This window comes from Caballeronia sordidicola (assembly GCF_000729995.1).
GTDB lineage: Bacteria > Pseudomonadota > Gammaproteobacteria > Burkholderiales > Burkholderiaceae > Caballeronia > Caballeronia sordidicola_A.
On record NZ_JNFG01000006.1, the window covers coordinates 12,872 to 26,302 of the forward strand.

The 13,431-nt window shown below is 59.5% G+C and carries 10 protein-coding genes; 1 reads left to right on the forward strand and 9 read right to left on the reverse strand.

What is annotated here, in order from left to right; genetic code table 11:
* Positions 1 to 16: 16 nt before the first annotated feature.
* The 3 genes from holA to leuS form a co-directional block, all read right to left on the reverse strand.
* Positions 17 to 1,120, reverse strand: coding sequence for a DNA polymerase III subunit delta (gene holA, locus FH08_RS0105820; RefSeq protein ID WP_031357425.1), 1,104 nt, complete (start codon positions 1,118 to 1,120; stop codon positions 17 to 19).
* A gap of 23 nt (positions 1,121 to 1,143) precedes the next feature.
* The gene (lptE, locus tag FH08_RS0105825) at positions 1,144 to 1,695 is read right to left on the reverse strand and encodes an LPS assembly lipoprotein LptE (RefSeq protein ID WP_031357426.1); all 552 of its coding nucleotides are present in this window, start codon (positions 1,693 to 1,695) and stop codon (positions 1,144 to 1,146) included.
* A gap of 92 nt (positions 1,696 to 1,787) precedes the next feature.
* Positions 1,788 to 4,382, reverse strand: a complete 2,595-nt coding sequence (gene leuS, locus FH08_RS0105830; RefSeq protein ID WP_031357427.1) for a leucine--tRNA ligase — start codon at positions 4,380 to 4,382, stop codon at positions 1,788 to 1,790.
* Positions 4,383 to 4,894: 512 nt separating this feature from the next.
* Here leuS and FH08_RS49295 point away from each other — a divergent pair.
* Positions 4,895 to 5,827 (forward strand): fimbrial protein, encoded by a 933-nt coding sequence (locus tag FH08_RS49295; RefSeq protein ID WP_152602742.1) that lies wholly within the window; start codon positions 4,895 to 4,897, stop codon positions 5,825 to 5,827.
* 16 nt (positions 5,828 to 5,843) lie between these two features.
* Here the strand turns inward: FH08_RS49295 and FH08_RS0105840 are convergent, their stop codons facing one another.
* The 6 genes from FH08_RS0105840 to FH08_RS0105860 form a co-directional block, all read right to left on the reverse strand.
* Positions 5,844 to 6,230, reverse strand: coding sequence for an ExbD/TolR family protein (locus FH08_RS0105840; RefSeq protein ID WP_051887816.1), 387 nt, complete (start codon positions 6,228 to 6,230; stop codon positions 5,844 to 5,846).
* A gap of 128 nt (positions 6,231 to 6,358) precedes the next feature.
* Positions 6,359 to 8,062, reverse strand: coding sequence for a beta strand repeat-containing protein (locus tag FH08_RS0105845; RefSeq protein ID WP_031357430.1), 1,704 nt, complete (start codon positions 8,060 to 8,062; stop codon positions 6,359 to 6,361).
* A 131-nt stretch (positions 8,063 to 8,193) separates the two neighbouring features.
* Positions 8,194 to 8,733 carry a TolC family protein gene (locus tag FH08_RS53230; RefSeq protein ID WP_235210293.1) on the reverse strand — a complete coding sequence of 180 codons (540 nt, stop codon included), beginning with the start codon at positions 8,731 to 8,733 and terminating at the stop codon, positions 8,194 to 8,196.
* A gap of 5 nt (positions 8,734 to 8,738) precedes the next feature.
* Positions 8,739 to 9,641: a TolC family protein gene (locus tag FH08_RS53235; RefSeq protein ID WP_235210294.1), complete on the reverse strand. Its 903-nt coding sequence runs from the start codon at positions 9,639 to 9,641 to the stop codon at positions 8,739 to 8,741.
* Positions 9,631 to 11,055, reverse strand: coding sequence for an HlyD family type I secretion periplasmic adaptor subunit (locus FH08_RS0105855; protein WP_031357431.1), 1,425 nt, complete (start codon positions 11,053 to 11,055; stop codon positions 9,631 to 9,633). Before FH08_RS0105855 ends, FH08_RS53235 begins: the two co-directional genes overlap by 11 nt.
* On the reverse strand, positions 11,055 to 13,187 hold the full coding sequence (locus FH08_RS0105860) for a type I secretion system permease/ATPase (protein WP_031357432.1): 2,133 nt from the start codon (positions 13,185 to 13,187) through the stop codon (positions 11,055 to 11,057). Before FH08_RS0105860 ends, FH08_RS0105855 begins: the two co-directional genes overlap by 1 nt.
* Positions 13,188 to 13,431 lie beyond the last annotated feature (244 nt).

Here is a 13,431-nt window from a genome sequence, read left to right on the forward strand (position 1 = left end):
CGATTTTAAGCCGATGTCAGGCTGGGCGCTTTGCCGGCGGTTTGCCTTGCAGCGGACTGCCCGACGACGCGACGGTCATCGCGAGTTCGAACATGCCGTCCCACGGATCGGGTGGCGGATCGCCGGGATTGGCGCTGCCTCTCGGACCCGTGCCGCCGGACAAGCCTTTCACTTGCCGATCCAGCTTCGCTGCCAGCGACAACGCCTTTTCAAGCGCCGCTTCCGTGACGCGCGTGAGCGCCGGGCCGATCAGCCGTTCACGCGGCCCCCAGACGCGGTTCTCGCGCAGCAGCGTGGCGAGCGGTTTGCCCGCCGCGACGCCGCGTTTCATCCGCAGCAGCGTGCGGATTTCCTCCACCAGCGCCCAGATCACGAGCGTTCCGGCTTCGCCCTCACCCTTCAGGCCGTCGAGCATGCGTGTCAGCCGGCCGACATCGCCGGTCAGCATGGCTTCATTGAGCTTGAAGACGTCATAACGCGCGACGTTCAGCACGGCTTCATGGATCTGTTCGAAGGTAAGGACGCCTGCGGGATATAGCAAACCCAGCTTCAGGATTTCCTGATGCGCCGCGAGCAGGTTGCCTTCCACCCGTTCCGCGATAAACACCAGCGCCCGCCTTCCATCCTCGCCCGGCGCGACCTTCTGATTTTGCAAAGTCAGCCGCTGGCCGATCCACATGGGCAACTGCGCGCGCTCAACCGGGTCAATCTTCATCATCACGCCCGGGCCGCTCAGCGCGGTGAACCACGCGGACTTCTGCGTGGCGGCATCGAGTCGCGGCAAGGTGATGAGTGTGAGGACGTCGGGGTTATCGGCTGCAGAGAGGGTTTTCAGCGCCTCACCGCCTTCCTTGCCGGGCTTGCCGGTGGGAATGCGCAACTCCACCAGTTGGCGGTCGCCGAACAGCGACATCGACTGGCTCGCGCCCAACAACGAACTCCAGTCGAAATAACGGTCGACCACGAACACCGAGCGATCCGTGAAACCTTGCGCCCGGGCGCTCGCGCGAATCTTGTCGCACGCTTCCTGGGCGAGCAGGTGCTCGTCGCCATAGACGACGTACAAGCCTTTCAGCCCTTTCGCGAGGTGCGCGTCGAGCGCGTCGAGTCGAAGTTGCATGGTTTTGAGCGACGTTCCCGCGCTTACAGCGGCGGCACAGGCAACGGCGCACGCGGCGCAATGCCCGGCGCTGCTTCGCTAGGCGACGGATGCAGCGAACGCACGACAGCCAGGCGACGCGTCAACTGGTCAACGGCGTCGAACTGCATGTCGCGATACAGCGTCTGCGCTTCAATACCCTTCGCCAGCGTGAACTGGTCGCTATACGTGAGCGCCCGGTTCAGCGAAATCACGCTCGGCGGGATCAGCAAGACGCCGTCGGCGCCTGTCATCGAGTAATTCAGGTTGTAGTCGAGTTCGTACTCCTGCACGACGCCTTGCGCATTCAGGCTCAAGGTCTTCATGCCGTTGCCTCCGGCCAGCGAAAGGATGGCGTCGGGCTTCTCGGACACCTTCACGATCACGGTGTCGCTGCCGCCTTCCACCACACGCTGGAGGCGCCCAAGCATTTCCGGCGTGCCGCCGCTAATCGCAAGCCGCTTGAACGCGTAGTCCTGCTGCCCGCGCAACTGGAAACCGCATCCGGAAAGCAGCATCGCGCTGCACGCCAGCGTCAGGATGGACCGCCGGTTGATCGTGCGCGTCGTCTTCGTGTTGGTCGAACTCAAGCTGACAGCTTTCCTGCTCACAACGTCCTCCAGGATTTTCATGACGCGCGATCTCCGGCTCATACGACCACGTTCACCAGCCGGCCCGGCACCACGACGACCTTCTTCGGCGCGCGCCCTTCCGAAAACTTCTCGAACATCTCGTGCGCAATCGCCGCCTTTTCGATGTCCTCGCGCGACGCGTCCTTCGCCATGGTGAGCGTTCCGCGCACCTTGCCGTTGACCTGCAGCACGAGTTCGATCTCGGCTTGTTCGAGCGCGGCTTCGTCCACTTTCGGCCAGGACGCGTCGAGCAAGCCGCCGTACAAATTGGCGTAACCGAGTTCCTGCCACAACTGGAACGTGATGTGCGGCACGACCGGATACAGAACGCGCAGCAATACGCCGAACGTCTCGTTGAGAACCGCGGGCGTTGCATCCTTCGCGCTATCCACCGCGTTCAGCATCTTCATGGCCGCCGAGACGACCGTGTTGTACTGCAAGCGGCCGTAGTCGAAATCGGCCTGCTTCAGGATGGTGTAGATCTCGCGACGCAGCGTGCGGTCGGAATCGTTGAACTTCGATGAATCCAGCTTCGCGTGCATCTTAAGCGTGTCGGCACGGCCATGCGCCAATTGCCACACGCGGCGCAAGAAGCGGCTTGCGCCTTCCACACCCGTGCCCGACCACTCGAGCGACTGCTCCGGAGGAGCTGCGAACATCACGAAGAGGCGCGCGGTATCCGCCCCATAAGCATCGATCAGCAATTGCGGATCAACACCATTGTTCTTCGACTTGGACATCTTCTCCACGCCGCCAATCACGACCGGCTTCCCGTCGGCGTTCAGCACCGCGCCAAGTGGGCGGCCTTTATCGTCGTGAGACACGGTCACGTCGGCGGGATTGATCCAGGTCTTCTTACCCGCCGCATCCTCGCGGAAGTAGGTTTCGTTCAGCACCATGCCCTGCGTGAGCAGGTTCTTCGCGGGTTCATCGAACGTGACGAGACCCAAGTCGCGCATGACCTTGGTCCAGAAACGCGAATACAGCAAGTGGAGAATCGCGTGCTCGATTCCGCCGATGTACTGATCCATCGGCATCCAGTAATCGGTGCGTTCGTCCACCATCGTCTTCGCATCCGGCGCGGCATAACGCGAGAAATACCAAGCTGAATCGACGAACGTGTCCATGGTGTCGGTTTCACGCTTCGCCGGCGCGCCGCACTTCGGGCAGGTGCAATTGACGAACGCTTCGGACTTGGCAAGCGGATTGCCCGTGCCGTCCGGCACCAGGTCTTCCGGCAACACAACAGGCAGATCCGCTTCCGGCACCGGCACGTCGCCGCAGGTGGCGCAGTGGATGATTGGGATCGGCGTGCCCCAGTAACGCTGACGGGAAATGCCCCAGTCACGCAGACGCCAGGTAATTTGCTTGTCGCCGAGATTCTGCGCTTTCAGGTCGACGGCAATTGCATTGGTCGCTGCTTCGAAACCGAGTCCATCGTACTTGCCGCTGTTGACCAGCGTGCCCGTGCCCTTCTCCGCGTACCACTCTTCCCACGCGTCCGTGCTGTAAGTCTTGCCTTCCACCGCGACCACTTGCTTGATCGGCAGCGCGTATTTCTTCGCGAACGCGAAATCGCGTTCGTCGTGGGACGGCACGCCCATCACCGCGCCTTCGCCATAGCTCATCAGCACGTAGTTGCCGACCCACACTTCGACCTTTTCCTGCGTCAGCGGATGCGTCACGAAGAAGCCCGTGGGCATGCCCTTCTTTTCCATCGTCGCGACGTCGGCTTCAGCCACGCCGCCGCGTTTGCATTCTTCAATGAACGCTTGCAGGCCGGCGTTATCGCGAGCCAGGCGCGTGGCCAGCGGATGTTCCGCGGCAACAGCAGCGAAGGTCACGCCCATGATGGTGTCGGCGCGCGTGGTGAATACGCGCAGCAATTTGCTCTCGCCGTCGATCTCGTACGGGAAACCGAAGTTCACGCCGAAGCTCTTGCCGATCCAGTTCTGCTGCATCACCTTCACGCGCTCGGGCCAGCCGAGGCCTTCCAGGTCGCCGAGCAACTGATCCGCGTAATCCGTGATGCGCATGTAGTACATCGGGATTTCGCGCTTTTCGACCAGCGCGCCCGAGCGCCAGCCGCGCCCGTCAATCACCTGTTCGTTCGCGAGCACCGTCTGGTCTTCCGGATCCCAGTTCACCGTCCCGGTTTTTTTATACGCAATGCCCTTTTCCAGCATCTTCAGGAACAACCACTGGTTCCACTTGTAGTAATCGGGCTTGCACGACGCAATTTCCCGCGACCAGTCGATAGCCAGCCCCATCGACTGCATCTGCTTCTTCATGTAGTCGATGTTGTCGTACGTCCACTTCGCCGGCGGCACGTTGTTCGCCATGGCGGCGTTTTCCGCCGGCATGCCAAACGCGTCCCAGCCCATGGGCATGAGCACGTTGTGGCCGTTCATGCGCAGGAACCGGTACATCACGTCGTTGATGGTGTAGTTGCGCACATGGCCCATGTGCAGCTTGCCCGACGGATACGGCAGCATGGACACGCAGTAGAACTTGGGTTTGTCGCTGGTTTCGGTCGACCGGTAGACGTCTTTCGCGCGCCAGTCGCTTTGCGCTGCGGATTCGACGTCGGCGGGTACGTATTTATCTTGCATGGTGTTTGGATGTTTTTGGCTTGGGCGGGCGGCGGACTGGCCAGCGGTTGCTTGCCGTGATTACGATGGAAATTTGGCTCAGCCAACCTTGCCAACGGGCTTGCCAACGGCAAAAAACGATTATACCGGGTGCGAACGCAAGGGCGACGCGGCGCGGGGGACGCGTTGCGCCTGATGAAATTGAAAGGAGCGCCCTGGGAATACGCATCGGCTTGACGCGGGCGACCGAGGAATCGCAAAACGAATCCCACTGTGTACGAAGTGGAGATTGACCCAGCGGGCCACGTAAAGGAAAGATTGGTCGCTGGCGGCGACAGACTCTCCCGGGCAAACCTCACTGGGCCAACGATTTCATGATCTTGGGTTATGCGCGGACTTTGCTATGTTCACGGCGTTAATTGGCAGGAACGCGCTGGCAAGCACGGGTTGTCCAATTTCTTTTAGCCGCAATATTCGCGACACTTGCAGCAGTTGTTGCCTCACCCGTACACGCGGGGTTGATCACTTGCGGAGTGACCGGCACCGGCAATGTCCCGGCAGCGGGCGTTATGTCAGTCCCAATGAACGCTGCGCCTGGAACGACGGTGATGACACTGGCGCCGGCCGCTTTCGGGGGAGACTGCTTCTTCGCTATCTACCCGGCGACCGATCCGTTCGGACTCAGATTAGCCGTCAGTACCGCGCCAGCGGCGGGCTTCGACGACGTTTACCCAACCAACGTCAGCGGTCTGGGAGTCCGCTATACGGTCCTCGGCGCGCCGGAATGCGACCCGGTCAGTTCCACAATAAAGGGCACGTTGAATATAAGGTGTGCCGAAAGTAGTCTTGGCATCAATATTCATTTTTCCGTCCCCCTGTCGATGACTGTCAGCTTTGTAACGACCGGTCCAATTAAATCTGGAGCGTCGACGCTATCGAGCATCCCCGTTGTCTCCACCGCCGTTTTCAACACTGGCGGAACTACCTTTGCAAAGCCGGCGATGTACACAGGCGCAGCAAGCGGCACGCTCAGTACGGCCACTTGCTCGGTTCAGACTCCCGGTTTGGCCGTTTCCCTTCCCAATGTGACGACGAACGCGTTTGGGAGCGGGGTCGGGGCGACGGCAGGCCGGACAGGGTTTCATCTGGACTTTACGTGCGCTCAAGGGGCGAAGGTATCGATCGTGATCACCGATGCCGTCTCCCCGTCGAACCGAACCGATGTTCTGACTCCCTCGCCCGAATCCACGGCAAAGGGGATCGGCGTGCAAGTCCTGAAAGATCAACGCACCACAGTGCTTTTCGGTCCGGACGCAGCGGGTTCAAACGTCCCAAACCAGTGGTTGATCGGTGCGTCTCCCGATGGCTCGCTGACCCTGCCGCTGTCGGCGCAATACGTTCGCACCGGAGCGGTGACGGCGGGGTCGGTCAAAGCGCTGGCCACCTTCACGATGTCATATCAATAGGCCAATCGGTCGAGAATCAGCGGTTCGGTTTGCCCGGTTCCGTCACGAAGCCGATCTTGCTCAAGCCCGCAGCCTGCGCCGCGCCCATCACTTGCGCGATCACTTCATAGCGCGTTTCCTTCGATGCTCTCAGGTGAATCTCCTGCGGTGTCGGTTGTTTGCCCGCGTTGCCGAATTGCTGTCGCATCTGCTCGAAGCCGATCGGCTTGTCGTTCCAGTACAACTTGCCGGAATCATCGATGGAAAGCGTGATCGTCTCCGGTGTCTCACGCGCGACTTGCGACGCGACCTTCGGCAAATCCAGCCGGATTGCGTGCGTGAACAACGGTGCCGTGATGATGAAAATCACCAGCAGCACCAACATGACATCGATCAAAGGGGGTAGACGTCTTTCGCGCGCCAGTCGCCTTACGCTGCGATTCGACGTCGGCGGGTACGCAAACTAAAAATAGACGGAGGGGAAGAACAATCCCTCCGTCTATATCCAGGACTACTCTTGGATACCTATCAAAAGGTCGGCATCAACTGCGTTTAGTGATGCGATGAGGCAAAAAGGGATGCGTCTGCCGACGTCTGCGCCATGAGGGTTGAAGAAACACCACCGGATCCAGCGGAGTAGGAGGCCATTGCCGATACAAGCTGGTTGACATGATTATCTGCCTGCAGGTTGCTTCCGTCGGTACTGGACAGCACGCCAGAGATCGTTACGACATTTCCATCGGCGAACCCAAGAGTGACAACTCCGTGCGAAATGCTGAAGCGAGCCGTCGAAAACGAGATCGCTCCGCTCGCGCTTTCCTCAACATAATCGCCAGCTGCGCTCTGGATAAGTACCGTTCCGCTGTCGGGGCCATTTGCGTTGAAAGAGATCGCGTTGTTGACTCCGTCAATGCTGACCGTATTGTTTCCCCCTGACAGTTTGATTTGATTGCTGTCATTCGCAACCCAGACCGTGTTGTTGCTTCCGTCGAGGCTGAGCGTACTGCTAGACCCCACCACGCTGATCTGATTCCCGTCCCCGTTCACCTGCGCCGGGACGGCCCAACCGTACACGTGAACCGCGTCGTTATTGACATTGGCAACGTTGCCCTGCCCCCCTCCCGAAAACGTTACAGTGCTCCCACCCGCAGTGGCATCAAGAGTTGCGTTAGTACCGCTCAACACGAAGCTGCCACCGGCTCCAAGTGCGAGGGTATCGCCGTTGCCGTAGTCCGAGCCGTGGGATTTGGCTCCGAGCGTCGCGGTATTGCCCGTTCCGGATATCGTTACGCTGGCACCGGTGGAATTTGCCGCGCCGATCGTATTGCCGTTTCCCGTGATGTACAAGGAAGACGAAACGGACGAGCTACTTTCCAGTATCACCATGTCCGACGAGCCCGTCAGATGAAAATTTACCCCACCCGCGACGTCGAAAATCGCGTTATCCATTTTGGCCACCACGTCACCGGTCACTGCATACAGATTCGCGGCCATGTGTACCAAGTCGGCATCCGTGAGGGAACTCGTGGTTACGTGACCGGAGGAATCGACATATTGAAATGCCGAACCAGAGGTCACACCGGATACGGTTGCAACGTTTCCGTTACCAAGTTGCACGGTCACGGTGCCACCCGCAAAAGCGACAGCGTTCTGATTGGCACTTCCGGTCAGTACGAATGACCCGTCCGCTTTCTCGGTCAGCGAACTCGTTGCGGTGAGGATCGTCTCAGTCGGAGTGTTGGCGATAAAAGAGATCGCGTTGTTGCTTCCGTTAAGGCTGAGGGTATCGTTAGCAACCCACATTCTGATCGTGTTCCCGTCCCCGTTCACCTGCGTGGACGTGCCGTTGAGAGAAATAGTGTCGTTATTTGCGTTCGCGATACCGCCCGACCCAACGAACGTCAAGTGGGCTCCGCCAGCGGTGGCGTTGACTGTCGTATTAGAACCATTCGCGTTGACCGTGCCACCAGCTCCGACAGAGATGGTGTCACCGTTGCCGTAGTCGCTCGCGTTCCCCTTGTCTCCGAGCGTCGCGACATTCCCTGTTCCTGAGATAGAAACGTAGTTTCCGCTGGCGTGTGTGCCGTCGATCGTGTTGCCATTTCCGGAGACGCTCACCTGACCTGAGCCGTTTTCTATTACCACGGTGTCGGACGAGCCCGTCAGAGTCAACGATGCTCCACTGAAAACATCGAACGCTGCGTTGTCCATTGAATACGAAGTCATGGGTTGCGTAACGTTAATAATATTGCTCATAGTCACTCCAAGTTGAGTTAAGCATGGTTATGCCGAACCGGCAATCCCGGCTCGGGTTTAAGGAAGCCTTGCCCCCTCGGCAAGGCTTCATTAATCGCCTCTCTTCAAAACCTTTATTGCTCCAGCCTCGTTCAATCCCGAGAACCTCCGCAACATTCAACGTCTTCTCGCCCCAACGTTCCGAGCTTTGAAGCGAGGTCGATACGCGCGTTGTCCCAGTCCGCGAGCGCCTGGATACGCCGCTGTTTCGCGTTGGCCAATGCCGTCTGCGTGTTCATCAGTTCGAGGATGTTGCCCACCCCCGCGTCGTACCGATGCCGGGATGCCTCCCAAGAGCGCTCCGCAATCGCGAGCAGGTTCGCGCTGTTTCCAGCGTTGCGCGTCGCCCCGGTCAACGTCTGATAGCTGCTCCAGACATCGAGCGATACCTGGCGCCGCGCATCGTCGAGCGCGTCTTGCTGTCTCTCGGCTTGCGCCTGGGCCTGATCAGTCTGGTAATGCCGCCCAAATCCTTCGAAGAAAGGAATGCTGACCTGCACGCCAACGTAGGCGTCGTGACCCGTGGACGAATAGGTGGGCATGCCGATCCCCATACTTTGCGGTTGATTGTTCCTGCTGTATTTCGCCACCAGGCTCAGACTGGGCAATCCCTGCGCGCGCGTCTGCGCCACCTTCGCTAGCGATGCCTCGAACTGCGCCTGCGCAGCCGAACAGATGGATGCGTGACCTGGACATCGCGGATCAGTTCTTCAATCGATGCAATGAACGTTTTTCCCGCCTGCGCGCTTTCCGTGACCGGCTGCACCTCGAGCGGCACGCTGGGATCGAGGTTCATGTCGGAAGCGAGCGTACCTAGCGCGGTCTGTGCGTCGCTTTCGGCCTTCGTCAGGCTGAACACCGCCTCCTCGTGCTGCGTCTGGGCCTGCAATGCATCGGTGATCGGCACAACACCCTTGTCGGCGCGCGCCTTTGCTGCCTCCATGCTCTTACGCGCCATGTCTTCCACGTCTCTTGCCGCATCCAGTTCGCCCACTGCTGTCTGCGCTGCATAGTAGTCCTTAGCAGTGGTCGCAAAAAAACTCTGCAGCGTGGCCTCCTGCATCGCACGCGCAGCCTCAAGCAGGGCATTCGCGTTCTTCAACGCGGCCTCGCGCCCCCCAAAGTCGAACAGCAACCAGTTGAGACTCACGCTCTCCGAATGCGTATTTGATGCGATATTCGAGCTCAGCGACGGGTAATCCTGGATGTTAGTCACGGAGCTTTCCCGCACACCTTGCACGTTTCCCGATATCGTCGGCAAATAAGCTGCCCGCGCCACTCCGAGCCCCGCTGCCTGGGCCTTTACGACCGCCCATGCGCCGCGCGTTTTCGGGTTGCTGCACAGTGCCCGTTCAACCACTTCTGCAAGCCTCAATGGCCGGCCTGGCGTGTCTCCAAACTGGCAGATCGTCACCATCGAGCCGGCAGGCGTGCTTGAAATGTCCTGTTCGGCGCGCAGCACATCGAAAGCATGTGCAGCTCCGCTGAGCGCTACCAGACCAGCCAGCAAAAAGATCCGCGTTCCTTGTCTAGCGTTCACGCATGCTCTCCCGTGCCGCCTGCAATAGCGGATCGAAGAAGTACCCGATCACGCTGCGCTTGCCCGTGCGAATATCGGCCGTCACCGCCATGCCCGGACTCAGCGCAATCCAGTGGTTGTCTATGCGAATACGGTTGGTCTCAAGACGAATGCGCACTGGAAATGTCGGTCCGAACTTCTTGTCCTGCACAGCATCATTGGAAACCTCAGTGATGGTCCCGTTCAGATATCCGTAGCGCGTAAAAGGAAACGCCTCGACCTTGATAGCGGCGCGCTGGCCAGCTTCTACAAAACCTACATCCTTGTTCTGCAGCCTTGCTTCGACTTCGAGGGCGTCGTCAGGCACGATTTCCATAAGCGATTGCGCCGTGGTGACCACGCCACCCAAGGTATGCGCGGAGAGTTGCTGCACCGTGCCCGCCACAGGCGCTGTGAGGCTCAGGAGCGACTCCCGGGTCTGTGCCTTGGACTCGTCAGCGCGGTTCTGGGCAATCTGCTGCGTATCCTTCTCGAGCTCGTCCAGTTGGTCACGACGGAATTTCGACGCGGTCGCCTCGACCTGCGCACGTTGCCCGGCTATGCCCGCCGCCAGTTCCTTCGCGTGGCTGCGCTGCGCCATGAGTTCGTGCTCTTTGTCGAGAGCGCCCTGTTCCTTGTCCAGGTAGTCGTTACGCGCGACGTACCGGTCGGCGACCAGCGCGCGGTACGCGTCGGCCTGTTGACGCGCCAGCGGCGAGGTCTGCGCCAGCTTTTCGATCTCTGCACGTGTACTGTCGAGTGCCGCCTGTTGTTTGAGCAGTTCAGCACGCGCGCCGTCATACTGGGCCTGGTATTCGAGCCAAGCGCTTTCGGCCTGGCGCTGCGCGTCCTGTATACGCGCAGCCGGCGCGCCATCAACTGGCATCACGACGGGTAATCGGTTATCGCGCTGGGAGGCCAGCAATGCGTTGGCACGCGCGGCGGCCAGTTCGGCATCGAGCCGCGCTGAAAGCGCCTTGTCGGAGTCGGCTGCCGCCATCGTAGTATCCAGTTTCATGAGAAGTTGGCCGGCCACTACCCGTTGACCGTCGCGTACCCGGATTTCGCGCACCACCCCCGTGATCGCCGGCTGGATCGTTTTGACTCTTGCGTTCGGGATAAACTGACCGCTTGCCGTCACCACGATGTCAAGCCGGCCGAAGGCGCCGATCAGCACGACGATCGCGGTAAGCAGGACCAGGGTGCGCATCGTCCAGCGGGGTGCCGGATGAACCGGCGTTTCGACGAGTTCCAGTTCGGCAGGCAGGAAGGCGAGCTGGTCCGCATCGCGCGGCGGTCGCTCCAGTTGCTCGCGCATTTGCCAGACAGCATGCCATACCGCAAGGTACCGCCGTGCCAGGTCGACGAAGGCCTGAATTTTTGGTGATTTGATCATCAGCTGTTTTGGAGGGAAACGAGATGCGCGTAATACCCGCCTTGGCTTAACAGCGTGTCGTGATCGCCCTGTTCGACGATCGTTCCACGATGCATGGCGACGATCCGGTCTGCATGACGCACCGCGCTAAGACGGTGCGCGATGATAATCACCGTGCGCCCTGCGCTGATTGCCTTCATGTTGTCGCGGATAATGCGTTCTGTCTCGAAGTCCAGTGCACTGGTCGCCTCATCGAAGATGAGGATGCGCGGATTTGTGAGTAGCGCGCGTGCAATGGCAAGACGCTGACGCTGGCCGCCGGACAAGTTGCTGCCGTGCTCACCCACCACCGTGTCGTAACCTTCAGGCAGCTCGCAAATGAACTCATGCGCACCAGCCATTTTCGCTGCGTGGATGATAGTTTGGAGAGGCGCACCGGGATCGGTCAAGGCGATGTTCTCGCGCACCGAACGGTTGAACAAGAGGTTTTCCTGCAACACGACGCCAATCTGCCTGCGCAGCCATGCGGGATCGGCCAGCGTCAGGTCTATCCCGTCGACACGAACCCTGCCCTGCTCGGGTATGTATAGCCGCTGCAGCAACTTCGTAAGGGTGCTCTTCCCTGATCCCGAGCGGCCGATGATCCCGACGACCTGACCCGCACCGATATTGAGCGACACATTGTCGATAACCGGCGGTCCGTCGGGGCGGTAGCGAAAGCGAACGTTCTCGAACTGGACTTCGCCGCGGATGGCGGGCAACGCCTGACGGATTTGTGGCAGCTCCGAGCGCGTGTTCAGGATGTCGCCGAGTCGCAGCATTGAGATGCCGACTTGCTGGAAGTCCTGCCACAACTGTGCGAGTCGCAGGACCGGCCCGCTCACGCGCTGAGCCAGCATGTTGAAGGCGACCAGTTCGCCTACGCTCAAGCGGCCGTCGATGACGAGGCGCGCACCAATGAAGAGCGTGGCAATCGTGACCAGCTTGCCTACGAGCTGTATCAATTGCTGCCCGACGTTGCTGAGCTGATTCACACGAAACCCGGCGCTGACATACGCGGCGAGTTGCGCTTCCCAGCGCCGGACGAACTGCGGCTCGACTGCCATCGCCTTGACCGTCTCGACGCCCGAGACCGACTCCACGAGAAACGACTGGTTGTCCGCTCCCCGGGCAAATTTTTCATTCAGCCTGGATCGGAAGGCAGGCACAAGCAGGGCAGAAACCGCGCCGTAGACCGGCAGCGAAGCAACTACGACAAGCGTGAGCTTGACGCTGTACAGACACATGACCCCAATGAATACGAAGGAAAAGGTCAGGTCGATGATCGACGTAAGAGCCTGTCCAGTAAGAAAATTCCGGATATTCTCCAGCTCCCGCACGCGCGCGACCGTGTCACCCACCCGGCGCGCGCTGAAATAACTCAACGGAAGCGCCACCAGATGCCGGAACAGGCGCGCACCGAGTTCGACATCGATCCGGTTCGTCGTATGGGAAAACACATAGTTGCGCAGCCCGGTCAGCAACACTTCGAAGACCGAAGCAACCAGCAGCGTAATACACACGACATTCAACGTGCTGTAGGTCCGATTGACCAGCACCTTGTCCATGATGACCTGAAACATCATCGGTGAAATAAGGCCGAACAGCTGCAGCACCAGCGAAACGCCCAGCACTTCGAGCAGCAGCTTGCGGTAACGAACGATCGCGGGGATGAACCATGAAAAGTCGAAGCGCGCCATTTCGCCAGCCAGCGAAGCGCGTGATGCGAACAGCAACATGGTCCCACTGCTGCGCGCGACGATTTCTTCCAGAGGCTTGATTGCCGGTGCCGACATCCCGGGCTCCATGATCAGCGCCGTTTTGCCGTCCGATTTCGCGAGAATGAAGTGCTGGCCGGCGCGGTCCAGGACGAGTGCCGGCAGCGGCGTGGTGCCCAGCGTTCCGGGACGCAGAGGGACAATACGTGCCTTCAGTCCAAGACTGCGGGCCGAGAGCACCAGATCTTTATCGGTGAACTTCCCGGAAACAGGCGCCGCCGCATGTTTCAACTGGTCGGCATTCGCAGCGATGTTGTGAAACCGGGCAATGCTCACCAGCGCGGCAAGCCCCGGATCTTCAACAAACTTTAATGAGGTATCCTGATTATTATTCATTTAACGCGAACAGGATAAGTAAGACGAGATAACTCCGTGCCACCGCTTAGGACCTAAGCGTCTGTGCAATGATCGGAATTTGTTAGTGCTGCCTCAGATTTTAAGTATGTGCTTCAAGCAATCTAGTTTAATCGATCCCTAATTTGAGAGGAACTTGAAATTGACAAACTTATGGGAATTTGACGCGTGTCATTGATCACCAATCGGTCTGCAGAATTGAGCCAATTTGCAGGGGTCTGCCGAT

Excerpts from the sequence above, each read along its gene's own strand:
- holA (WP_031357425.1), bottom strand. The coding sequence starts at position 1,120 with ATGCAACTTCGACTCGACGCGCTCGACGCGCACCTCGCGAAAGGGCTG.
- leuS (WP_031357427.1), bottom strand. The coding sequence starts at position 4,382 with ATGCAAGATAAATACGTACCCGCCGACGTCGAATCCGCAGCGCAAAGC.
- FH08_RS0105860 (WP_031357432.1), bottom strand. The coding sequence starts at position 13,187 with ATGAATAATAATCAGGATACCTCATTAAAGTTTGTTGAAGATCCGGGG.
- FH08_RS0105855 (WP_031357431.1), bottom strand. The coding sequence starts at position 11,055 with ATGATCAAATCACCAAAAATTCAGGCCTTCGTCGACCTGGCACGGCGG.
- FH08_RS0105845 (WP_031357430.1), bottom strand. The coding sequence starts at position 8,062 with ATGAGCAATATTATTAACGTTACGCAACCCATGACTTCGTATTCAATG.